This is a genomic window from Flagellimonas onchidii (assembly GCF_004804315.1).
Lineage (GTDB): Bacteria > Bacteroidota > Bacteroidia > Flavobacteriales > Flavobacteriaceae > Flagellimonas > Flagellimonas onchidii.
The window spans coordinates 236,298-261,405 of the sequence record NZ_SRXX01000004.1; the positions used below are offsets into that span (position 1 = coordinate 236,298).

Consider the following 25,108-nt stretch of genomic DNA (forward strand, 5'->3'; position numbering starts at 1 on the left):
AAATGAGAACACCTATTTTGAAGCTATTTTGTTTGTCCATTCTTTTGGTATCGTGCGGTACAAAGGAAGAAGAGGCTACTTCAAAGAAAAATTCCGAGACACTTTTCACCTTGCTACCTTCGGAGCAGACTGGTGTCGACTTTATAAACAAAGTTGAAAACCAAAAGAACTTCAATATTTTCAAATACCGGAATTTTTATAACGGAGGGGGCGTAGCCATCGGTGACATCAACAATGATGGTTTACCGGATATCTATTTGACCGGTAACATGGAACCCAACAAATTGTATTTGAACAAAGGGAATCTTGAGTTTGAAGATATTTCTGAAAAAGCGGGAGTGACCGGAAACAAACCGTGGTCAACAGGGGTGGTCATGGTAGACATCAATGCAGATGGCTTACTGGATATCTATGTAAGCAATGCAGGAAATTTGGAGGGCAACAATCATGACAACGACCTATACATCAATAACGGGGATTTGACCTTCACCGAAAAAGCCCATGAGTATAACTTAGCCGAAACAGGATTCTCTACCCATGCTTCTTTTTTCGATTATGATAAAGATGGGGATTTAGATGCCTATATTTTGAACAATAGCAATATCCCTGTTAGCAGTTTGGGCTACGCTGAACAAAGAGAAGTAAGAGCTCAAGACTGGGAAGGCGTACCACACATTTTTAGAGGTGTTGGAGACATGCTTTTACGAAATGATGACGGAAAATTTGTCGATGTCAGTGAAGATGCCGGTATTTATGGCAGTCTTATCGGGTTCGGTTTGGGTGTTTTGGTAACGGACATTAATAAGGATTTGTATCCTGATATTTATGTTTCCAATGATTTTTATGAAAGAGACTACCTATATATTAACAATCAAGATGGTACGTTTCGAGAAGAAATCAAGGATTGGACTCAGCATTTAAGCCTTTCCGCCATGGGTATAGATATTGCCGACATCAATAACGATGGCCATAATGACATTTTTATCACGGATATGCTTCCCGAGCCAGACCAAAGAGTAAAATCAGTTATGGAGTTTGAAGGTTATAATATTTTTGACCTCAAACGAAGTAAAGACTTTTATCAGCAGTACATCCAGAACACTTTGCAATTGAACAATGGAAACGGCACCTTCTCGGAAGTGGCATACTTTAGTGGTGTAGATGCTACCGACTGGAGCTGGGCTGGACTTCTTTTTGATATGGATAATGATGGGCTTCGAGATATTTTTATCACCAACGGAATCAACCATGATCTGACAGACCTTGATTTTGTGGATTTCTTTGCCAACGAAATCATTCAAAAAATGGCACTGACGGGAAAAAAGGAATCCATCGATTCCATCATTGTTAAAATGCCCATAAAACCACAACCGAATTATGCTTACAGGAACAAGGGAGATATCACATTTGATAATGCCAACAAAGACTGGGGGTTTGAGTTGCCATCAAGGTCAAATGGCGCTGCTTACGGGGACTTGGACAATGACGGAGACCTGGATTTAGTCATCAATAATGTAAACACACAAACCTTTATTTACCGCAACAATACCAACTCACAAAAACAACACAATTACATCCAATTAAAGTTCGAGGGGCAAGGGGCCAACCCCTTTGCGGTAGGCACTACAGCGTTTTTGTATTATGATGGCAATATCATAAACCAAGAGTTGGTACCGTCCAGAGGGTTTCAATCTTCTATGGATTACACCATGACCATTGGTTTGGGTGACACAAAAAAAATTGATTCTATCAGGATTCTTTGGCCTAATGACAAGACTCAAAAACTTTCGAATGTTGAAGCCAACCGGGTTTTAACCTTTAAGCAAGTAGATGCCATCGAAGATTACATTGCTCCAAATCCTCAATTGAAAGAACCGTTGATGCGGGAATTGAAAAATACAGGATTGGTATCTCATCAAGAAAACACCTATAATGATTTTGACTATGAAGGGCTTATCTACAAAAAAACTTCGCAGGAAGGACCTTCTTTGGCCATCGGCGATGTGAACGGAGATGGTAATGAAGATGTTTTTGTAGGCGGTGCTAAAGGCCAAGCTGGGGTTATTTACCTTCATAAAAATCAAGGTCTATTGTCTCCAAAAAACCAAAGCGACCTTGAAAAAGATAGAGCTTATGAAGATACCGCCGCGGCATTCTTTGATGCAGATGGCGACGGTGACTTAGATCTTATGGTCGGCTCTGGCGGCAACGAAGTGGGCAAAGAACAATCCTATAGACCTAGATTATATTTGAACGATGGCTCGGGTAATTTCCAAAAATCCGAACAATCCATTCCATCATCTTTTAAAAATGTTTCCACAATCTCTCCTTCTGATTTTGATGGAGACGGGGATATTGATGTGTTTATCGGTTCAAGAAGTATCGTTGGGGTGTATGGGTTAAATCCAGACCATTTATTCTTGGAAAATCAAGGCAACGGAGAATTTACTGATGCCACAGAAAGGTTGGGTTACAACCTTAAAAGTGCTGGCATGGTCACTGCTTCCGTTTGGGTTGACATAGATGGCGACGAAAAAGATGATTTGATAACTGTTTCGGAGTGGGACACCCCAAAAATATATAGGAACTCTGGCCGAAGAATTTCCAAATTGGATTCATCACTGGACAGTTTGACCGGCTGGTGGAACACTATTGAAGCGGCGGATTTGGACAACGATGGCGACATGGACCTTATATTGGGCAACCAAGGTGGAAACCTTCATTATTCACCCAAAAAAGGACAACCTATGAAAATGTGGATCAATGACTTTGATGACAACGGTACCATCGAGCAAATAGTTACCCAAAATTATGATGGAGGCGATTATCCCCTGCACCAAAAAAAGGAATTGACTGCGCAATTGGTATCTCTCAAAAAACAAAACCTTAAAGCTTCAGATTATGCCAAAAGAACCATAAACGAACTTTTTCCAAAGGAAGTAATAGACCGTTCTATTGTCAAAGAAGTAAATTATTCAGAATCAGTCATTGCCATTAATGAAGGTAACGGCAAATTCACCATCAAAACACTTCCAAGTCGCGTACAACTATCCTGCATTTGCGGAATTACCTGCACGGACATTGATAAAGATGGAAATTTGGACTTGATCATGGCGGGCAACAATTTTGAGTTCAAGCCCCAATTCTCTCGTTTGGATGCAGGTTATGGAAATGTGCTGTTAGGAGATGGTAAAATGAACTTTGACTGGCAAAATTATGATGATAGTGGTTTCTTCATACGGGATGAAGTGAAGCATCTTGGATTATTCAAGGACAAAACGGGCAAAAGATATGTGTTGGCTGCCATCAATGACAAAAAACCAAAGATTTTCGCACTCGATGAATAAATTGATAGCTTTAATTACGTCTACAATACTGCTAATCGGATGCAACAAGGGCAACAAGCTTTTTGAAAATCCTACGGCAGATAAAACCGGTATCACCTTCGAAAATAGGATTACGGAATCTGACGACCTCAACATATTGGACTACCTCTACTTTTACAACGGAGGCGGGGTCGCAGTTGGTGATGTAAATGGTGACGGGCTCCCCGATATTTTCTTCTCGGGAAATCAGGTGAAAAACAAGTTATATCTGAATCTGGGAAACCTAAAATTCAAAGATGTCTCCAAAGAAGCTGGAATCCAAGGAAACAGTACTTGGAACACAGGAGCTGTTATGGGCGATGTAAACGGTGATGGCCTGTTGGATATCTATGTTTGCGCCGTAGTGGGCATCAAGGGTTTTGATGGGCACAATGAACTCTATATTAACAATGGCCCTTCTGACGGCTCCAAAATGGTCACCTTTACGGAAAGTTCAATACGTTATGGGCTCGATTTTGATTCATACAGCTCCTCCGCTGCTTTTTTAGATTATGATTTAGACGGGGATTTAGATCTATACCTACTCAATCATGCGGTTCACACACAAGAATCCTACGGAAAAGCCGACCTCAGATATAAGAGAAATTATGAAACAGGTGATAAACTACTTCGAAACGATAACGGAAAATTCACGGATGTAAGTGAGGCAGCTGGAATTTTTGGAGGTATTAATGCCTATGGACTTGGCGTTGCCGTTTCAGATTTTAACCTTGATGGTTATCCCGATATTTATGTTGGAAACGATTTTCATGAGGATGATTACTACTATTTAAATAATGGTGACGGCACTTTCAAAGAAAGCTTAAAAGATCATTTTGGGCACATCAGTCGATTTTCGATGGGGAATGATGTCGCGGATATTAACCATGATGGCCTTCCTGATTTAATTTCATTGGATATGCTTCCCGAAGAAGAAATCCCCCTAAAATCTTCAGAGGGAGACGACAATGTTCAAACCCAAAAAATGCGGATTGAACAATACGGTTACCACTATCAGTTTACAAGGAATATGCTCTTTATAAATCAGCCAGATGGCAATTATACAGAAACCGCTCTTATGAGCGGGGTTGCCGCTACCGATTGGAGCTGGAGCGCTCTTTTTGCCGATTATGACCAAGATGGTGAGCAGGATCTTTTCGTTTCCAATGGTATTCCTAAGAGACCTAATGACCTTGATTTCATCAACTTTCTATCCAGTGATCAAATTCAAAATAAAATAAACAACACTAAGCTCGTAGATCAAGAAGCTTTCGGTTTAATGCCCTCGGGAGCAATCCATAATTATATCTTCAAAGGCAATTCACACATAGCATTTGAGGACATGTCAGATAAGTGGATTTCGAATGACACCATTATCTCTGGAGCCACAGCGATTGGGGATTTTGACAATGATGGTGATATGGACATTGTAACCTCAAACCTCAATAGGGCAGCTTCTTTGTATATTAACCAAACCGATGATAACGCCAACTACCTCAAAATCAAGTTGAATTACATAAATCCAAATAAATTCGGAATAGGCACCAAAGTCTACACCTACCAAAATGGGCAATTGCAATTCAAAGAATTGTATGCTACCAGGGGATTTCAAGCTTCTTCTGAACCTATAATCCATTTTGGATTTGGTCCACATACAGCAATAGATTCTTTGAAAGTGGTCTGGCCCAACAAAACATTTCAGGTTTTAAAGAACATAGCAACCAATCAGACCCTTACCATATCACCAGATAATCCAAAACCATTCGATTACAGCACCCTAAAACCCAAAAATAAATCTCTATTTAAAATAGTAGACGATGGAATGGGTATTGATTTTGTTCACAAGGAAGATAATTATGTCGATTTTAATCGGGAAAAACTCATTCCATACAAAGCCTCTGATAGGGGGCCTGCCTTAGCCATCGGAGATATCAATGCCGATGGAAAGGAAGATATATTTGTTGGTGGTTCAAAATATGTTCCTGCTGCGGTTTTCATACAACAGGACACAAGTTTTGTAAAATATACAATCCCTGAAATTGCAAAAGATTCCATCAAAGAAGATGTGAGTGCTGCAATGGTCGATTTAAATGGCGACAAAAAAAATGATCTGTTTGTTGGTAGCGGAGGGGCAGATTTCTTTGGAGAATCCATACAACTGAAAGATCGTTACTATGTGCAAAAAGGCTCTACTTATGTCGAAAAAGAGCTCCCAGAATACTTCCAAAACGCAAGTGTCATAAAACCATATGATTATGATCAAGATGGTGATATGGATGTGTTTGTAGGCAATCACATCGTTACTTCAAAGTTTGGTCGATCCCCCACCTCCTATTTATTAAAAAATGAAGGTGGTATGTTTTCCGTTGTTGACAATTTTGAAGCTAAAAATATTGGCATGGTCACGGATGCCATATGGCACGATTTTAACGCTGATGGCACCAAGGACCTTATAATTGTGGGGGAATGGATGTCTCCACGATTCTTTGAAAACAACAAAGGTACCTTGACTGAAACAAAACAGATAAACCTAAATGGTCTTTGGCAAACCATTGAACCTTTTGATATTGATCAAGACGGAGATGATGATTATTTATTGGGAAATTGGGGCACAAACTCCAAGTTCAAGGCATCCCAAGAGAACCCACTTAAAATGTACTTCGCAGACTTTGACGGCAATGGGAATACCGAAACCCTAACCACACTTGCCAAAAGTGGAAAGGAATATCCAATTCATAATTTGGATGCTCTTGCTTCCCAAATGGTGTCACTCAAGAAAAAATTCAATACCCATAAATCTTTTGCGGGAAAAGAGCTCAAAGATATCTTAAGTGCTGAATCGATTGAAAATGCTGAAGTACTTTCCATTACAGAGCTTCGTTCGGGTTACTTAAAAAATGAGGAGGGAACTTTTACATTCGTGCCTTTTCCCATTGAGCTTCAAGTTTCGCCTATAATGGATTTCCTCTCGTACGATTTTGACAATGACGGTAGTCCAGAAGTTTTAGCCGGTGGCAACTATTTTGGGGTAAAACCATATCATGGCCGATTTGACAGCTTTTCCGGCGCATTGATAAAAAATGAAAATAATGTAATTTTGGGCCATGAGCTCGGACTTGATTTTAATCAAAAATCCTTGCGTCACTTGGGTATACTCCCAATTAAGGACAAAAAATATCTGCTTGCCATTTTCAACAATGAAAGAGCCCAATTATATCAAATCAACAACTAAAACAAACTTAATCATGAAAAAAAAATTAGGAATACTGCTGCTCACCGCGCTTGCACTGTTCTCTTGTGCCAAAAAGCAGGAACCTATTGTTATTTCCCCTGAGGATTATCACGGTTCTGTCGACAAAGTGACCGAAGTTATGATCCATGATATCTTTTCTCCTCCAGTGGCAAGTCGTATCTACGCCTATCCAAATGTTGCGGCCTACGAAATATTGGCTTTAAAGGGTGATGGTTACAACTCTTTACAAGGCCAAGTAACAGATCTACCCCAAATTCCGGAACCCGAAAACCGTGAAAATGTCAATTTTGATTTAGCAGCACTCATTGCTCATATTGATATGAACAAGAGGTTGATTTTCTCGGAGGATCGGATTGAAGCCTATCGAGACAGCCTATATGGTATTTGGGAAGAAATGAATGCCCCCGAATTTGAAGCATCAAAAGCATTTGGGCTAAAAGTAGCCGGTCACATAGCTGCCTGGATGGACAAGGACAACTATAAACAAACCCGAACCATGCCCAAATTTACAGTTGATTCGGATGAACCTTCAAGATGGCAGCCAACCCCACCCGCTTATATGGATGGCATTGAGCCCCATTGGAGTAAAATAAGACCTTTTGTCATTGATTCAGCAGCTCAATTTAAACCTGCCCCTCCTCCTCCATTTTCCATGGAAGAGGACTCGGATTTTTATAAAGAAGTCAAGGAAGTATATGACATCAGTAACGAAATCACTTCAAAAGGTGATGAATCCGAAGAGATTGAAATAGCCCAATTTTGGGACTGCAACCCATACGTTTCAGTAACTAGGGGACACTTGATGTTTGCTACCAAAAAAATCACTCCGGGTGCGCACTGGATCGGTATTACCAAAATTGCCAGTAGAAAGACTGATTCTGACCTTGCTAAAACCATTTACGCCTATACAAAAACCTCTATAGCCATTGCCGATGCTTTTATTAGCTGTTGGGATGAAAAATACCGAAGCAACCTTATTCGGCCAGAAACCTTGATCAACGAACATATCGATGATAGTTGGGAGCCAGTTCTTCAAACACCACCATTTCCCGAATATACAAGTGGACACAGTGTTGTTTCTGGAGCTGCAGCTACAGCTTTGACCAGTATTTTTGGAGACAATTTTGCTTTCGACGATGATACCGAGATACCCTATGGCTTACCTGTAAGGTCCTTTAAATCATTTGCGGCGGCAGCTGACGAGGCTGCAATAAGCAGAATGTATGGCGGAATCCATTATAGAGCCGCGGTAGAAATCGGGGTAAACCAAGGAAGATCATTGGGGAAATTTGTCGTAGACCATCTAGACATGAACTAAACGTTTTCAAAACCTTTTAAACTTGAGTGCTAAGGTATGAGGAAAATCCTATGGAGTATTTTGACGGTTTTATTGATTGCGCTAGTGTGGTATCTTTTTATCAAACCCTCTGACTACACAATTCGTTTTAAGGCCAATACCTTTCCAGGGACCATCAATCAAGCATTAAAACTTTGGGACCGTTCCTTGGATACAGTTGTTGGTGTGACCCAACAAGGAAATGATATTTACCATCTGAAGCAAAAAGTACAGTTTGGTGATTCCATTCATATTTATGATTGGGAATTTGAGGCCATTACCGATTCAACAACGGAGGTTGGGGTAGATATCCGCGATGAAAACCATAGCTTATCCAATAAAATACGAGTTCCTTTTTCAGACACGGATTTTGAAAAAAGGTCAAGAAAAACCGTCTTGGATTTTATAGAAAAACTCAATGGACATGTAAATAAATTCAAGGTGACCATTATTGGTGAGGAAGAAATTCCAACCAAATTTTTTGCTTACATCCCATTAAAGTTAACACAGTTTCAAAAAGCCGGGGGAATGATGGAAAATCTTAGCTATCTCACCCAGGTCCTTACTAAAAATGAGGTAGAGTTGGCAGGCCCCCCGATGATTCAAGTTACCCATTGGGATATGGCGACAGATAGCCTCGAATATAATTTTGGGCAACCTGTGATCCGTTCTGAAAAATTGCCAATGGACACAGATATTAAATATCGTCGCATCTTCGCAAAAAAAGCGTTGAAAGCAGAATACAACGGCAATTATATTACATCGGACAGAGCTTGGTACGCTCTATTGGACTATGCAAAGGCACACAACATTGAAGTTGAGCCAAAACCGGTGGAAATATTTTACAACAATCCCAATTTTGGGGGTAATGAAATGCTTTGGAAGGCAGAAATTTACATGCCCATAAAGGAGAACAATGAATAGGTACATTCCCATTTTGTTATTGATTTTTATTCAGGCCTGCGCCCAGCAACCGTATTACGGGGACTTAACATATTTAGGGAAGCTCCCGTCCAAACTGAATGAAGTTTCGGGAATTGCAACCTTTGACCAATCCAAAGCTTGGGTCATCGAAGACAATGGCAACAAAGACATTATCTATGCCATTAACCTTAAAGGAAAGCTCATCAAGCAACTCAAGGTCAAAAATGCCAAAAACAACGATTGGGAAGATTTGACCAAGGACAAAAAAGGGAACTTGTACATTGGTGATTTTGGTAATAATGACAACGAAAGAAAAAACCTGGTCATATATAAACTTCCAAACCCAGATAAAGAAAAAGGGAAAAGTATTGATGTCGAAAAAATAGCATTCAATTACCCAGAACAAAAGGATTTTCCCCCGTCAAAAAAAGACCTTTTGTTCGATTCCGAAGCTTTTTTTCACTGGAAAGGCCACTTGTACATCTTTACCAAAGACCGCACCCACCCCTATTTGGGAAAAACCTTGGTTTACCGCGTTCCAGATAAAAAAGGAACCTATGAGGCCAAACTCATAGGAACCTTGAATCTTTGCAATGATAAAGACCATTGCTCTGTGACCAGTGCGGCCATTTCAGAAGACGGAAAGACCATAGCCCTTTTGGGCTACGGCAATGTCTACCTTCTCAAGGACTTTGATTTTGACCATTTTTCTGATGCCAAAATAGGTGCTTTATACCTAAAGCACGAAACCCAAATTGAATCTGTTTGTTTTATAGATGATTCAACCTTATTGATTGCCGATGAGCAATCCCAAACCAAGGGAAGGAATTTGTATTCTTATAAGCTTGATTAGGTAAAGTATTGAGTTCCTCTTTGGCAAACTAAACGAAAAAGGGGGCGAATTTTGAAATGCGTTTATCGGTCTCGGCTATGGATAATAGTGCATTTCTACTCACTAACCTTTCGGTTTTGCACAGATTTAGTGTCGTTACACCAAACCAAAGTAAATACAGATTAAAGCAATGGTATCAAAAAAACCATGTACGGCAACAACAAACCATAAATCGTATACATAGTGTTTTACTTACCACTGTTTGTTCTTTCTAAAATCAATGAAGAAAAAGACTTGACTCCAACTCTTATGCATTCTTCGTCAACACCAAAATTTGGTGCATGATTCATTGCATTAATCTTTTTTTCTGGATTTGAACCACCCAATAAAAAATACACTCCTGGAGCTTTTTGTTGAAAATAATAGAAGTCATCGTTAAAATATGGAATTTGTCCATAACTCATCTTAATAGATTTATTACCATAAATATTGGTTAGTATATTATTTGCATTTTTTGTTAAATGGATATCATTCAATACAGTCGGATTTTCTTGAATAAATGATATCGAGATGAACTTATCTTTGTATTCTGATTTACTAATTATCTGCTCAATCTCAGGTAACATATTAGGTACATTTGACTTACTGGTTTCATAAGCATAAGCTTTTATGACAAGTTGATTGTTGTCTTTTTCGATGGCAAAATTTTCCTCTATAAATAGATAATCTTTGAAAACAGTATTTGGATTACTTAATCCAACTATAGAATCAAATGCTTTTGGGATTTGCCAGGGCTTTGCTCCGTCTTTTCTTCGTAGAGTTTCATTTCTTACCTGATTGAATAGCATTTCTGCATCTTCCTTTGACAATTCACTATTAAATATAATCTGTATTCTTTTTTGATATGCAAATAGCTCGTTTGGTTTAACCATTATCTGACCTACTGGTAATGCAGTTACATGTAATGCATATATCTCATCCATATTCATTTCTGAAAATAGATTGCTATTAACCATATTGTTTGCACCAATAAAAGTCTCTTCTTCTGGTTGAAATATGAAATATATTGTACCATTGACTGATTCTTTGTTTTTGGACAATACTTCAGCTATTCCAATTCCAATTGCCATATGAACATCGTGACCACAACCGTGTTGTACCCCTTTATTTTTAGATTTAAATGGTACTACGTCAGGTAAATCATTTGGCAAAGCATCCATATCGGCTCTCCAGGCTATGTTTTTTCCCTCTTTTCCTCCTCTTAAGATTCCAACAACTCCATTTCCTGCTATTCCTGTTTTAACCTCTAAGCCTAAATTAGTTAAGTAATTGGCAATAACTTTAGAAGTCCTTTTTTCATTTCCAGCCGGTTCAGGATATTGGTGAAAATCCCTTCTGATTTTGACTAATTTATCGAATATCTTGTCGGTGTCATTTTCAATTTTTTGGTGTACGTTTTTATTAATTAATCTGCAGCCTATTAGCGTGGCAGATAGTAGTACGGATAATAAAATGAAACTTTTGGTTTGAATTATTTTCATCGTTAATTATTTAATAATTCATCAAATAGAATCAGAAAATCATACGTGTAATAAAAATAGTGACAGCAGGATATTTATATTGATTAACCATTAATTTTTATGACGAAATAATAATTTCTGGGCTAAACACCCAATGCTAATTTTATGGTTTTGTAGTACGATTTTGATAATGGTATATCTAAACCATCATGATGAAACACTATTTTGGCATTTTGTGAATTTCCTTTTATGTTTTTGATGGTTGAAACATTTACCAAATAGGAGCGATGAGATTTGTGCAAAAATGGAGCTTGTTCATTAATTGCGGTTAATGTATTTCTAAATATTTTATACTGTATCTTGTTGTTTTTCGCATAGTATATGTTCACATAATTTTCAGATGCTTTAATAAATAACAGTTCTTCTTTCTTAATTGTTATTTTTTCTCCTTTGTTGATTCCGTAGAAATCAATTTCATTTAAAGATTTAGGAGTAGTTAATTCTCCGAATTTATTTCTTAGGTAGATATAAAAAGGAAAAAGAATCAACATAATAGGAACTATTGAGTGTTGAAAAAACCATATACCATGTTTTAAATATTCGTATTCACCATATTTTGAATTGAAAAAATCATTTAGGAAGATTTGGTTGTAAAAATGAATTGGTAGGCTGGAAATAAGCATGAAAAGGATGAAAGAAATAATTTCATATTTAATCTTCCATTTTTTGCTTTTATAATCATACCATAAATTTTCTATTCTAGCCCAAAGAAAATACATTACAAAGAGCAATAAACCAAAACCAAAAAATATCAAATACTTATGATTAGATTCAAAACCATATGTACCAAAAGGTTGAAGGAAAATCATAATAAATGTTACTATTCCTCCTAAAAAAGCACCAATCAATAATTGCTTTTTAAACTTATAATTGTAAGGTATTTGTTTGAATATAAATTCCAACATCCCAATTTGTCTTGGTATTATGCACAACATTTAAGATATGGCCTCATTTAAAGATTGTTTAGCATCCGATACCGAAACACTGAAATAAATTCGGTACAAGCATGTGAAGTTCGGAAATTTCTGTATAAAAATCCAATAGAAATTGATGGGTGGGAGATTTTGATTGACTAATGAGCATAATAATCTATTCACCCTTTCCGTCCACTAAAGTGAGTACCTTTCCCTTCCTTCGACTACCTGTCCTCCGTACAAGACTTCGGAAGGAGCTCAGGATGACAAGGAAAGGAGCATATTATTAGCTTATTTTCCAATCGAAACTATCTTTTCGGTACAGATGGTCTCGGTAAGCTGTTTTAGCTCTTTTACTTTTTCTGCCAGATACTCAAGTTCGGTTTTGGTAATCTGGTACTCATCCATTTTATAGCGGGCATCGATATAGGCGCGCTTAAGCAGTTCAAAAAGGTGTTTTTCGGTATCGGTGGTCTTGGGGAAAACCGCAAAGCGCCTATCGCACATTTCCACTTTGATGCCCAGACTCTCCAAATTATGGTCTTTAGGACGGTAATCGGTAAAGACCAACAAAATAGTCGTGTAATAGCGCTCAGTGGCTTGATGGAGCATAAAAGCTGCGTTCTTGAAAAAATCTGAATCAGCCTCACCTCTTTTAAAATTAGTTTCAAAATCCAGATAAAACATATTCGCACTTTTGAACCATTGGTCAAAATATTCCTGTGCTTTTTGCTGGTACTGCTCAGGGGTCAATTTTTTGGAGTGGGCGAGTTTAAATTTTGCCGAATTGTACAGCACTACGCCCTCTTCTTTAATATCCTTAAAAAAGTAGTTGCCCATGGCCAAAGAAGCGTTCAGTTGCTTTATGCCATGAAAGATCAGGCTGACAGGCGTGGTGACTTTTCCCGTAGTGACCAATTCGGCCTTGATCTTATCCTCTATCCGGAATTTTTGTTTGAGGTCTTCGTGAGTAATCACCACTAGGATGTCAAAATCGCTGCGATATTCGTAGGTGATGCCTTTTTCCACATACTGGTCCTCTACCCAATTACCACGCGCATAGCTACCGAAGAGGATGACCATTTCCACCAATTTATGGGCGGATAACTGCTCGGCGAGCAACTCAAGTTCTTCTTGTTTGGATTTGGGCAGGTGGTTCAATGCTTTCACAAATGCAAGGTAAGGATTATTGGGATTTGGAGATTTGGGATGACACTTATCGGTCTCGGCTATGAGTAGTTGCGTGGTTTAGCACTTAACTTTGCAAGTACACACCTAACTGAAAATCCGCGTGGATTTTCAGAAGTAGGCGAAAACAAGCAATTACTTATAGCCATTGTCAGCTGCTGCCTTTTTTAATTTTTTGAGAGTTTGTTCAATCATTTCCATTCTCTTTTTCACTTTTTCAGCCGAAGCGTCCAAAGTATAACCTTCCTCCAAAAGTTCTTTGATTAGCAACATTTTTTTGATGTTTTTATAATCGTAACGCCTGTTTTTTCCTTCTTCTTCAGTCAAGCTCGTTATGATTCCTTTGTCTTCCCAATATCGTATTCGCCTTGTCGGAATGCCCGTAATTTGTGAAACTTCTCCAATTCCAATGATTACTTTATCCAGAAAATCAAAGTCAAATGACAAATCTGTCATGTTATCTTTTTTGCTCATTTTGTAAATAAATTACAATAATTGTTGTAAAAGTAAACAATATTCAGTTGTTTTGAAATTGTAAATAATCTACAAATAATGAAAATAAACATCAAGCCAGTTTTAGTAGTATTACTTTTAATGCTGTTCAACACTCTAAATGCTCAAAATAATTTTGAAATGGAAGAAACAAGAATTAAAAATTTAATTGAAAATTGCTATTTAAATGGTGCATTGAACGAGATGAACACTGATGCAATGTATGAGGGGTATCATCCTGATTTTGCTATTTTTTATGCACAGGGAAAAGAATTGGGAAAGCTGCCTTTGAATGTTTGGGTAAAAATGGTTTACGATTATAAAAGAAGCTTTGACGATAGTGGTCTAAGGAAGTTTGAATATGAATTTGTCCAAATTGATATCAATGAAACCGCAGCATTTGTAAAACTTAAACTTATGAGAAACGGAGTATTAGTTTTTACAGATTTACTCACGTTGTTAAAGTTTGAAAATGGATGGAAAATAGTGACTAAAATATACCATTCTCATATCGAAAACCCTTGGAAATTATGAAAAAATCGGCTTTAATCTTAATTGAAACCCAAAACGAATGGATGCACGGCAATGGAAAACTTTTTAAACTATTGGTGGAAGATAGGGAAATGATGTATGAGTCGATTTCTAATATTACAAAAGTGTTAGATTTTGCTCGTAAAAATAATATTGAAGCTATTCACGTTGGATTGCGTTTTCAAAAAGGTTATCCCGAATTGGCGAACGGAAAAAGTGGTTTGCGAAAAGCCATTCCAAATGCCAGAACATTTTTAATTGATGGTTTTGGTTCTCAATTTTATGAAACTGTAAAGCCGACTGAAAACGAGTTTATTGTTACGGGTAGAATTGGTGCTAGTGGTTTTACAGGGTCTAATTTAGATGCATATTTGCGAAACAACAAAATCGAGAATCTGTATTTGGTCGGTTATGCTACTCACGTTTGTGTGGAAAGTACTTTGCGTGATGCCCACGACAAAGGCTACAATACGTTTCTGATTTCAGACGCGACCTCAGCTTTCAGTAGAAAGCAACAAGATTATGTTCTAAACGAAATTGTCCATCATTTTGGCGAACACTTAACAACCGAAGAATTTACGAATGAATAAAGAATTGAAACGAACATTGCGGTTTGTATCGAAGATTGCCGTTCCGCTTTGTTTTGTCAATAGCTTGGTTTTGAGTTGTGTTCCGTCAAATCTCCTTTCGGATTGGTCAATTCGTTTTTTCTTCAGTTTGATTTTGACTTTTCCACAAGCCGTTCTTTATGTTTCGTTTATAAAATGGTTTGATAATAGACGGAAAAGTTAATTTTTGACGGTTCTATTTTGGTTGCAGCTAACGTTTAAGCTAAAAATCGTTTCAATGATTCTTTAGCAACCGATAAGTGAAGTTCGGGAAATTCTGTCTAAAAACACAACCGAAATTGATGGATGATTTTTACTTTATTCCTTTTCGTTTGGATTCCCATTTTCATGGGAATGACAGTCTTATAGTATTAAAACCCAAACCCCACCCCAAAGGCAAAGCGCATTCCGTCCACGCTGTTGAACAATCCAAAATTGGCAGAAAGCACATCGGCTCCGTTTAAAAAGAAACCTCCTCCGTAAGAATTGTGCCATTTATTGGAATCATCTCCTGGGAACCACACCCTTCCATAATCAAATCCGCCATAAATACCCGGGGTAACGGGAAGCAATCCGGTTTGTCGGCTCCTAAAACTTAAACGTAGGTCTGTGTTTTGGTAAAAGGCTGATTTCCCCGTAAACCTTTGGAATCGGAATCCACGAAGTCCGTTATTGGCACCGATATTCGCACCTTGGTAAAATTCAAAATCATCCCCAATATTAATATGTCCCTTGATTTTGGTCGCCAAAACCAACTTTCCATTCGAACATAGTTTATGATCAATTGACAAACTTGGAATAAAGTACCCGAATGCCCTATCAGAATCGTTAAGGTTCATTTTATAACCTCCGTGCAGTGAAAAGCTCATTCCCATGGTCGGGAATGCTTCGTTATCAGTATTGGAATAGGAATACTCGGCATCAACACCAAAAAAGCTCTGTTCACTTTCTTCCCCATTTTGCACATAAAATTGATTAATGAACCGGTCTTCGGTCTCTTCCACTTCGATATCCTCATAAGACACTCCCAAACGCACTTTAGAGCCCAAATAACCTCTCCACACCAAGGAGGGAGCAAATTTTATGGTGCTCATTCTCACCCGGTTAAAGTCCAGCTCCAGCGGTTCGTCATCATCATTATTTTCTGTTTCATTACCAAAACCAAAGAAATTGATGGTAAAATTAGGGCTGGTAAATCTGGCATCCAGTTCTAGGTTGACCCCTTCAAAAATGTTGGCGAATTCTCCATTATACCCAAAGTCGAAGCCATTGGTGGCAAAGTAATAAGACCCGTTTAAAATGTGTCGTTGTGTAAATGGGTTTTGCCTAAAACCATTAAAAAGGTAAGTGTTGGTAAATCCAATTCGAAATCCATCATCCGGATTGGCCCCAAAGGTGGGCAAAAATTGGTTGTTGCTGGCCTTTATCTTCAAGAACTCATAGGTATTGGTGTCGTAATCATTGATTCTGTGCAATTTTCCACCAAACGCTTCGTCGTATGTGTTCTTTTTGCTCTTAAAATCATAGGTATGCACCTTTTTTGACTTCTCAGTGATTTTATAGACATCGTTGTTCTGTCCACCTACAATGCGAACCTTGATTTTTGAGGTTTTGGTGCTTACATCAAAAACATCGTCGTCATCCAAACCATACACCCAGACTTCCTTTGTATGTTCTGGGCGATATGTTTTTTGAAAGAACAGGTCTTTCTTCTCGCCATTTTTAATGCGATACCCCCTAACTTCCAAATCCCCATTTGGAGCAGATACAATAGTAAAATAATCATCTTTATCCGTTCCAGTAACCACACTGTATTTATTGATTACCCTAAAATACTCCCGAGCCGTATCCACTAAGCTTCTTTTTCTTGATAACAGGTGTTTCTTTATTTTTTGAACGGTTTCATCCCTTACTTCCTCGGGAAAATTCAAAAGGGCCTTGTCAATGGTCGCTTCGGTGATATGCTGTTGAATGTATTTTGCCTGCTCCATCCATGTGTTCATATCAATTTCAGAAAGAAGTGCCATATCCAATGCAAATGTGCGGGGCGAAGAGGTAAATCCTTTTACGCTTCTGATTTCCTCATCAAAGCCCTCAAAAATTCGAAGCGCTGGAACTGCGCGTGAACCGAACCCAAGCACAAAACCATCTCCCCATCGGGAATAGGCCTGATCCCTATCCCTAGGAATGGGTTCATATATTTTTGTGCCATCTTCCCCTTTGAATTCTGCCCAACGCCACTGATCTACGTGACGATCCCAATCACCTATCAACATATCGAACAATCGAGCTCTGGCATATGTTTTTCCATCCAAACGATACTTTTCGTCCTTTCTGAGCTTTTTAATCAAGTCGTAGGTACTTTCAATTTTCTTTGTTTTCCCAAAACTTTCCAAATCTGAATGTCCATCAGAAACGTGTTCCTCTATCATGTACAGTCCATCACCAAAATCAGTGTTAAATCCAGCCAAAACAGCTTGTTTAGGCACATAAAATAATTTAGGGTTGGTATGGTAGATTTCAACGGCATCGGAAAGCGCACCAACTGTAAATGGAGCATAAGGGTGGGCTCCGGTGTACAAATCCAATAACAGTTTTTCGGTATAGGTATCATCGAATTTGCCAATCACAAATTGCTCTTGAAAGGCAATGGCCTGAAGATAACGTTCGGCGCTTTTGCGCAAGTCTCGCATCACATATTGTTTACCTTCCTTGTCTTTTAACCGTAACGAATTGGATTGGTTTCCCCCTCCCTTTCTTACTACGGAAAGCCCTCCATAAAGGGTGTCAAGCAAAACCATTGGCGCCTTTACCTTGGTTCCGTAATACTTTCTGTACCGCTCGCCCCAAAGCCATTTATGAAATCCGCTTTTATCAATTTCTTCGTCAGTATAAATGGATGCGCTCTTATACTTGGGAAAGTCATTGCCATATGATGCAATTTTAGTAGAAGTATTCGGTGGAAGTACCTGAGTTTGATATAACAACTCTTGTGGATTCTCATTTGCTCCATAAAAATCAACGGCTGATGACCCGTCAGTAAAAATCTTTAAAACCGCATAACCAGTTTTTCCTGTGGAAAATTTACTGCCATTCAGCAATCGAGTCGCGCCTTTTTTGGCTCCAGAACCACTTACAATCTGTGGTATTCCATTTTCAACAATATATTGCAAAGTGTGCTCATGTCCGGAAACAAAAACCACCTTATCCGAGTATTGGGATAGCGTTACAATCCGGTTTTTTAATCTGTTGTACATTTTGTTGGACAAATCTGTAATGGAAGCTCCAGATGTTTCTCGCAGCAAATTTGCCAGTGAACCGATCACTGGAAGCGGAAAGCTGCCACCGCTAGGATTCATATGTTGCTTAAAGGAGAAATATCCGCCATGGGAACCATACGTGAACATGGGATGGTGCATGGCAATAATGGTGGTTTTATCCACATTTTTTTTGATCAGGCCTTCCAATTCTTCAAAAAACCTACCACGTGACTTAATCTCACAATCATCATTCATTGTGGGATGCTTGTCCCAATTGGTCAAATACCATTCTGTATCGATGGCAATGACAAGGGTGTTGTCACTTATTTCAATCTTTTCAATCGGGCAGCCATTGTCGGGCAAGAACACTTCCTTACTATCCAATACTTTTTGAATATACTTTTCCTGACGTTCCAATCCTTTAAGGCCTTTGCTATACCAATCATGGTTCCCTGGAATAAAAACAGTTTTTCCCTTAAATTCCTCAACTGTGCCCAATTGGGCATCCAAATGGTTTTTGGCCAACTCATGACCTTTTGGGTCATCCTTCTTGCTTGGAAATCCGGCCGGATAAATATTATCTCCTAAAAATAGCACCGTGCTATTCTTATTTGCTTTTGCCAAGAGCTGCTTGAACTTTTTCAGCGTTGAATTCATATCACCCATGGGTGATTTCCCTGCATCTCCAATCAAATAAAAGGTATGTTCTATTTCTTTTCCACTGGAAACATTCCCTTGAACAAATGGTGTCTCGTATTTTGCTTCATAGGTTGCACAACTTGTTGCAAGAACCAATAAAAGTGCAGCTAAGTAATGTTTTTTCATATATCTGAGGTTGATTCCAAAATTTTGTATTTTGGAGAATTCAAAGTATTGTTATGTCGGAAATTTTAGAAAAAGCTGAACATTTTGTCTCTGAACTTTTGGAAAATAAATTGGATCCAAAGTTTTTATATCACAATTTGCGACATACCCAGCGTGTAGTTAAAAGTACTAAAGAATTAATCAATTTTTACAATTTAGGGGAGGAGGAAGAGGAAAAGCTCCTATTGGCCGCATGGTTTCATGATACAGGTTATACCATAGGTACAAAGAACCATGAGGAAACCAGTTGCCAGATTGCTACGAATTTTCTAAAGGAAAACAACTACGATGCAAATGGTATTAAAGAAATCAGTGCCAATATTATGGCCACAAAGCGGTTCCATGATCCTGAAAACCTCCAACAGGAAATCATGCGAGATGCGGATGCTTCCCATTTTGCGCAAAAAAGTTACTGGGAAACCACTGATTTTTTAAAGGAAGAATTGGAGCTTTTGGGCATTGCCAAGTTTTCAGGTAAGGAATGGAGAGATATCAACATTAAAATGTTCCGAAATGAGCATCAGTTTTATACGGACTATGCCAAAGAAAACTGGCAAGAAGGCAAAGACAAGAACCTTAAGCAATTGGTCAAAGAAAAAAAGACCGAGAAAGATATCGCCAAAAAGGAGGCACTAAAGGCCAAATACAAGAGTGAAAGTCCAGATCGAGGCATTCAAACCTTGTTCCGGGTCACCTTAAAGAATCATTTAACCCTTAGTGATATTGCTGACACCAAGGCCAACATTTTGCTTTCAGTCAATGCCATCATTATTTCGGTGGCTTTATCAAACCTTATACCCAAGCTAGATAATCCATCCAATGCTTATTTGATTTGGCCCACGGTCATTTTTATCACATTTAGTGTAGTTTCTATGGTGTTGGCCGTGTTGGCGACCCGACCCAATGTCACCAGCGGAAAGTTTACCAAAGAAGATGTGGAAAACAAGAAGGTAAACCTATTGTTCTTCGGTAATTTTCATAAAATGAGCCTAGGGGATTATGAATGGGCCATTAAAGAGTTGGTCAAGGACAACCAATACATTTATTCTTCATTGACCAAAGACCTTTATTTTTTAGGGTTGGTGTTAGATAGAAAATATAAAATACTACGGTTGACCTATACCATTTTTATCATTGGTATAGTGATTTCAGTATTGGCCTTTGCCATCTCATTCCATTTTTTTGGTGGAACCGGCCGTTTATAAAACTTAAGATTTAAGTTCCTCCATTAAATCTTCGTAAGTATAGGTGCGTTCAGACTTGGTGTCCTTGGTATAGAGAATTTCGGCTCTGATTGCTTTTAATCCCGTAACACCCTGCAGTCCTTCAAGCTCTACGATTTCAATATTATTGGTAAAATAGCCTTTGGATTTTAGGAATTTGATGTAGCGCATATATTCCTTTTCGTCTTTACGCTGGCTGTAAACAATGGCTAGTTTTCCTTTTTGCGTCAAACGTTCATTGGTCCCCTTTATGTATGACTTATCGATGCGTTTTTTGATAATCTCATATCTGGCATTGTAGGTGCCATCTACATCAAAACGTTTTTCATCCATTCTAAAACGAATGGCCAATGAGGTGCTATATACCAAAATCAGTGATGCAACATCCAACTTTACAGGCAATTTTGGTTTTAGTGCGTAGTACTTATTCTCCATATCGCACATCACCTGAAGCTGCCACAACCTAAGGTTACTTAAATACAGCTCATTGAAGTTTCTGTCATTGGCGATAGAACTTCCAATATACATGTTATGCTCTACCCCATCGGTCTTGTAGCGCTCAAAATAATGCGGGAACATCTCTTGGGCTTCAACCTGCTTTCTGTCCAACAAAGCCGCCAACTCCATGTTGGCCTCCATTACACTATATTATCATAGTTTTTTCGATGATCATAGTAAGATTCGGTGCTTTCATCTATCTGTGCCTCATAATTTTCCACCAAACCTTGCATGACCTTGTTTTCACTTTTCAAATGTTTGAAAACAGGAGCTATTTCTTCTTTCACAAAATCAAATATGGCCTGCTCGGTATGGGTATATAAAGCTTCTTTTACTTCCTCAAGGTAAGTGTTCACCCTAAACATAAGCTCCTCATAAATGGGCAGCTTGAATTTTTTGAACGCTACTTCCAAAACTCCATTTATTTCAGAGAGTTGAATCATTAAATCACGCTGAATCGAAAGGTTTCTTTGTTTCGAAGATTCTTTGATATCAATTTGACCATATAGCGGATATACGTCCTTAAAAACAATTTCCTTGAAAACCGGTTGATTCCCTACCAGTTCATCCCCCATGAATCGTTTCGCTTCTTCTTGGAATTTCCAGTAGACGGAAGAATGTACCGTTGTGCATTCATGCTGGATAATGGCATCAATCAAGTTTTCTTCTTCTTCTATAGATCGAAGTACTGCAGAAACAATGAATGGCATAACATCCTCCAATTTATTGGCGTTGACACTATTCAACTCGTTTACAGTGGTTGACACCAACTCCAAAACACCCAACAGGTTGCCATCGCTTGCAATTGGGGCCAATATGGCACTTTTAATTCCTTGCTCATGAAGGTTTTTATAAGGTTGTTCCCCATTCGACCTTTTATAGTATTTCTCCACATTGGAAATGGCGAAATAGGTATTCTCTTTAAACAGTTTTTTATGGGAGTAACTGCATAACATCTCGTCACAAGACTCCATCTCCTTTCCTTTAAGGATATAGCTTTCTATACCCTTACCATAAATTTTAAGGAATCTGTTGGTATTGGTATCATACCCTGCAAAACCAACATTTATTTTTCTAAGGTTAAAAAGTGATCTAAAGGTTTCTTGAAAACTGTCCATAAAGTTTTCATTTGCCCTTTTGCTGCTTCCAATCAACGTAGATTTAATTTCAGAAATGGAATGCTCGGCGGTGACATCGAACATATTGGAAATCACAAACCCCTTCGAAATGAAACTATTTGGTGGGATTTTCTCCTTCCAAAGATCAACATTGTCAAAATTCTCCAATAACTCATCCACATCGGCCTGTGAAAGTTCCTTCGCATTTTCAGTGGGAACTATCTCCATAAAATCGGCGTTGTACAATATCCTATAATGACGCATTACGCCATTGGCGTCTGGAATATCATAAAACAACGGCCTTCTAAAATCCATATAATATCCGTAGTAAAAGCTCAATACCACGGTACAACGCATTATATAATCAACGTTCTGGGGCAGGTTCCGAATTTGGAGTTCAAATCCCTCGCCAGCATTTTTTAGGATATTCTGAAAACGCTCCGATGAGTTGAAAACTATCGTTTCAAAAGGTGTTGATGCAGTTTTGATCTCGTTCTTCGTCAATACAGTAGAAAATGTATCGGCCAAGATGATACTGATTACATCTTTATGCTTATCCAATAACTCAAGGTCGCTAAAACCCTCCCTTAACTCCGGATACGGGGCTTGCGCATCAAGCACATATTTGGCTCTTTCCGCCAAATGCTTGTCCTTGCTTTTTAGTTGTTCATCGTAGTGTTGCAACAACTTGTTGAAACTCACCAGATGCAACATGGGACTCTCTGCCTGGTAATTTTGCTTCATACAATATAAGTCGAGGTTTACCCTGCAAAGTTACAAAAAGAAAAAATGCGCCTCTGTTAAGAGAATCTTTATGGATTTGTTGGCTTTTTTTGGATATTTAGTAAAAATTGTTCCATGTCCTCCAGTTTTAGGTTAGATCGAGCATACAAGAAGGCTAAAACCATCTCCTTTGATGATGATTCAAAATTTATCTTCTTCAGTGATTGTCACAGAGGCGACAATAGCTTTGCCGATGATTTTGCCAATAACCGAAATATCTACTTTCATGCCCTAAGTCATTACTACCGCAAAGGCTTTCAATATTGTGAGCTTGGTGATGGTGATGAGCTTTGGGAAAACCTACATTTTGAATCCATTTTTGAGGCCCATAAAAATGTGTACCAATTGTTGAGAAGATTCCATTTGGAGCATCGGCTTCATATGGTATGGGGCAACCACGACATGGTCTATCGCCAAAAATCGTATGTGGACAAGCATCTATCGAGCTATTTTGAACCCATAGACGATATGGATAAAGAACTTTTTCAAGGAATAACCTATCATGAGGCATTGATTCTAAAGCATAAAGAAACCCAACAAGAACTGTTCTGCACACATGGGCATCAAGCAGATTGGTGGAACTATGTTTGTTGGCGAATAGGCCGTTTTTTAGTACGGATTCTTTGGAAACCTTTGCAAGTAGTCGGCATTGCTGACCCTACAAGCCCCGCCAAAAACTACAAAGAGCTTATCCGTATCGAAAAACGAATCAAAAAATGGATTCTAAAGAACAATCTGAGGATAACTATTGCAGGACACACCCACAGACCACGGTTTCCAGAACCAGGGCAAATCCCCTTTTTTAATGATGGGAGCTGTGTACATCCCCGAAGCATCACAGGGATAGAGTTGGAAAATGGAGAAATCTCGCTTATCAAATGGCATATAGACACCAAACCTGATGGTACACTACAAATAGTTAGGGTTTTATTGGAAGGGCCTGAAAAACTAAGGGATTACGTCGAATAAACTTTTGCTATGTTCGTTTTGCCAAAGTTTTCATGGCATTTACAAAGACATCTAGTTCTTTTATGGTGGTATAAATGTTAGGGGTAATTCGGCAACCAATCACATCGGATTCATCAATGGCTACCGTCCAAACTTTGAATTCTTCAAGCAGGGTTTCTGCTAAATCCTTCGGCTTCATATGTACAATTCCAACATTGGCTATTCCACAGCTTCGATGTTCTTCGACCGGGGTATTAACCACTACATTGGGAACATTTCGCAGTTGATTGCTCCAGTATCGCTGCAAATAGCGCAATCGTTCTTCCTTACGCTGGATTCCTATCAACTGCAAATAATCAATGGCTTCGTTGATTGCCAAATAAATCTGCACGGGGTTTGTGCCAGTGTGATTGAGGCGAAGAATGTCATGAGACTCCTTTCCATGTTCTGCCAATAACGGCCATACTTTGGAAATGTTCCTTTTGGCGACATGCAATAATCCAACCCCTAAAGGAGCGCTCAACCATTTGTGAAGGCTAGATCCATAATAGTCACAATTCAAATCAGAAATATTCACATCAATATGACCAATTGTATGAGCTCCATCTACCATAACTTCTACACCATATTTATGAGCCATATCACAAATTTTTCGGACAGGGAGTATGTGTCCGGTAATATTGATCATATGACAGACCATTAGCAATTTTGTCCTTGGTGTGATTTGCGATTCGTAGAGGGCGACAATTTCTTCATCAGATTTAGGGTGATTGGGCACGGACACCTCTTTACAGACTACACCGTAACGATCTCGAATTAAATAGAAGTGGTCTCGCATTGCGCCATAATCCTGATATGCGAAAATCGCCTCGTCGCCTTCTTGCCATGGAAAGCCTCCAATAATAAGATCTAATGATTCGGTGGCATTTCTTGTAATTACTAAGGTTTCAGAATCGCACCCCACAAAGGTTGCCAACTTTTCAGTGACCCTTTCCTTATTTTCCCATTGCACCGTGCGCATGTAGTAGGAACCTTCATAATTTACTTTTTGCGTGTGCTCCCATAATTTGTTCAAAATCGGGGTGGGCGTTATACAATAATAGCCATTCTCCAGATTAACATAGTCGGGTTTCAGTCTGTAGTCCTTTCGTATACGTTCCCAAAATTCATCACTGTCCACATAGGGGTAGGGCGATGCATCACTATATCCATTTTGACCATTAACTGTCAACGGTACTATAGATGCGGCCAAGCTCGTCCGCCCCAGATACTTTAAAAATTCCCTTTTTTTCATCTATGGGTCAATTAGAAAATAGCATTAAAGGTTGCTAACCATCAAGTTACAATAATAAGTTTCAGATGCCGAAGTTTTATTCAAAAACTATATGGAA

General features: G+C 38.6%; 17 protein-coding genes. 9 read left to right on the forward strand and 8 right to left on the reverse strand.

Annotated features, from left to right (window positions below; translation table 11 throughout):
• Positions 1-2: 2 nt before the first annotated feature.
• From E4661_RS06315 to E4661_RS06335, 5 genes are read left to right on the forward strand one after another with little or no spacing between them, the layout of a single operon-like run.
• Positions 3-3,347: a CRTAC1 family protein gene (locus E4661_RS06315; RefSeq protein WP_136465979.1), complete on the forward strand. Its 3,345-nt coding sequence runs from the start codon at positions 3-5 to the stop codon at positions 3,345-3,347.
• Positions 3,340-6,597, forward strand: a complete 3,258-nt coding sequence (locus E4661_RS06320) for a VCBS repeat-containing protein (protein WP_136465980.1) — start codon at positions 3,340-3,342, stop codon at positions 6,595-6,597. Before E4661_RS06315 ends, E4661_RS06320 begins: the two co-directional genes overlap by 8 nt.
• A 13-nt stretch (positions 6,598-6,610) precedes the next feature.
• Positions 6,611-7,936, forward strand: a complete 1,326-nt coding sequence (locus E4661_RS06325; RefSeq protein WP_136465981.1) for a vanadium-dependent haloperoxidase — start codon at positions 6,611-6,613, stop codon at positions 7,934-7,936.
• A gap of 36 nt (positions 7,937-7,972) precedes the next feature.
• Positions 7,973-8,878, forward strand: a complete 906-nt coding sequence (locus E4661_RS06330) for a GyrI-like domain-containing protein (protein WP_136465982.1) — start codon at positions 7,973-7,975, stop codon at positions 8,876-8,878.
• Positions 8,871-9,731, forward strand: coding sequence for an NHL repeat-containing protein (locus E4661_RS06335; RefSeq protein WP_136465983.1), 861 nt, complete (start codon positions 8,871-8,873; stop codon positions 9,729-9,731). Before E4661_RS06330 ends, E4661_RS06335 begins: the two co-directional genes overlap by 8 nt.
• A gap of 227 nt (positions 9,732-9,958) precedes the next feature.
• Here E4661_RS06335 and E4661_RS06345 read toward each other — a convergent pair whose 3' ends face one another.
• The 4 genes from E4661_RS06345 to E4661_RS06360 form a co-directional block, all read right to left on the reverse strand.
• Complete coding sequence (locus E4661_RS06345; protein WP_136465984.1) at positions 9,959-11,251, reverse strand: M20 metallopeptidase family protein; 1,293 nt, start codon at positions 11,249-11,251, stop codon at positions 9,959-9,961.
• Positions 11,252-11,373: 122 nt separating this feature from the next.
• Positions 11,374-12,195, reverse strand: a complete 822-nt coding sequence (locus tag E4661_RS06350) for a LytTR family DNA-binding domain-containing protein (RefSeq protein ID WP_168796339.1) — start codon at positions 12,193-12,195, stop codon at positions 11,374-11,376.
• 300 nt (positions 12,196-12,495) lie between these two features.
• Complete coding sequence (locus E4661_RS06355) at positions 12,496-13,374, reverse strand: HEPN domain-containing protein (RefSeq protein WP_136465986.1); 879 nt, start codon at positions 13,372-13,374, stop codon at positions 12,496-12,498.
• Positions 13,375-13,527: 153 nt separating this feature from the next.
• Complete coding sequence (locus E4661_RS06360; protein ID WP_136465987.1) at positions 13,528-13,866, reverse strand: MerR family transcriptional regulator; 339 nt, start codon at positions 13,864-13,866, stop codon at positions 13,528-13,530.
• Between the two features lie 78 nt (positions 13,867-13,944).
• Between E4661_RS06360 and E4661_RS06365 the strand changes: the two genes are divergently transcribed.
• Complete coding sequence (locus tag E4661_RS06365; RefSeq protein ID WP_136465988.1) at positions 13,945-14,418, forward strand: nuclear transport factor 2 family protein; 474 nt, start codon at positions 13,945-13,947, stop codon at positions 14,416-14,418.
• Complete coding sequence (locus tag E4661_RS06370; protein ID WP_136465989.1) at positions 14,415-15,005, forward strand: cysteine hydrolase family protein; 591 nt, start codon at positions 14,415-14,417, stop codon at positions 15,003-15,005. Before E4661_RS06365 ends, E4661_RS06370 begins: the two co-directional genes overlap by 4 nt.
• A 389-nt stretch (positions 15,006-15,394) precedes the next feature.
• Here E4661_RS06370 and E4661_RS06380 read toward each other — a convergent pair whose 3' ends face one another.
• Positions 15,395-19,108 (reverse strand): metallophosphoesterase, encoded by a 3,714-nt coding sequence (locus E4661_RS06380; RefSeq protein ID WP_136465991.1) that lies wholly within the window; start codon positions 19,106-19,108, stop codon positions 15,395-15,397.
• Positions 19,109-19,161: 53 nt separating this feature from the next.
• Between E4661_RS06380 and E4661_RS06385 the strand changes: the two genes are divergently transcribed.
• Positions 19,162-20,352, forward strand: coding sequence for a Pycsar system effector family protein (locus tag E4661_RS06385; protein ID WP_136465992.1), 1,191 nt, complete (start codon positions 19,162-19,164; stop codon positions 20,350-20,352).
• Between the two features lie 3 nt (positions 20,353-20,355).
• Here the strand turns inward: E4661_RS06385 and E4661_RS19610 are convergent, their stop codons facing one another.
• Both E4661_RS19610 and E4661_RS06390 read right to left on the reverse strand, forming a co-directional pair.
• Positions 20,356-21,009, reverse strand: a complete 654-nt coding sequence (locus tag E4661_RS19610; RefSeq protein ID WP_313779362.1) for a hypothetical protein — start codon at positions 21,007-21,009, stop codon at positions 20,356-20,358.
• Positions 21,009-22,730, reverse strand: coding sequence for a GAF domain-containing protein (locus E4661_RS06390; protein ID WP_313779364.1), 1,722 nt, complete (start codon positions 22,728-22,730; stop codon positions 21,009-21,011). The genes E4661_RS19610 and E4661_RS06390 overlap by 1 nt, the downstream gene beginning before the upstream one ends.
• Before the next feature lie 114 nt (positions 22,731-22,844).
• On the opposite strand from E4661_RS06390, the gene E4661_RS06395 reads away from it, so the two are divergent.
• Complete coding sequence (locus E4661_RS06395) at positions 22,845-23,738, forward strand: metallophosphoesterase (RefSeq protein WP_136465993.1); 894 nt, start codon at positions 22,845-22,847, stop codon at positions 23,736-23,738.
• Positions 23,739-23,745: 7 nt separating this feature from the next.
• Here the strand turns inward: E4661_RS06395 and E4661_RS06400 are convergent, their stop codons facing one another.
• Positions 23,746-25,011, reverse strand: a complete 1,266-nt coding sequence (locus E4661_RS06400; protein ID WP_136465994.1) for an aminotransferase class V-fold PLP-dependent enzyme — start codon at positions 25,009-25,011, stop codon at positions 23,746-23,748.
• Between the last annotated feature and the right edge of the window lie 97 nt (positions 25,012-25,108).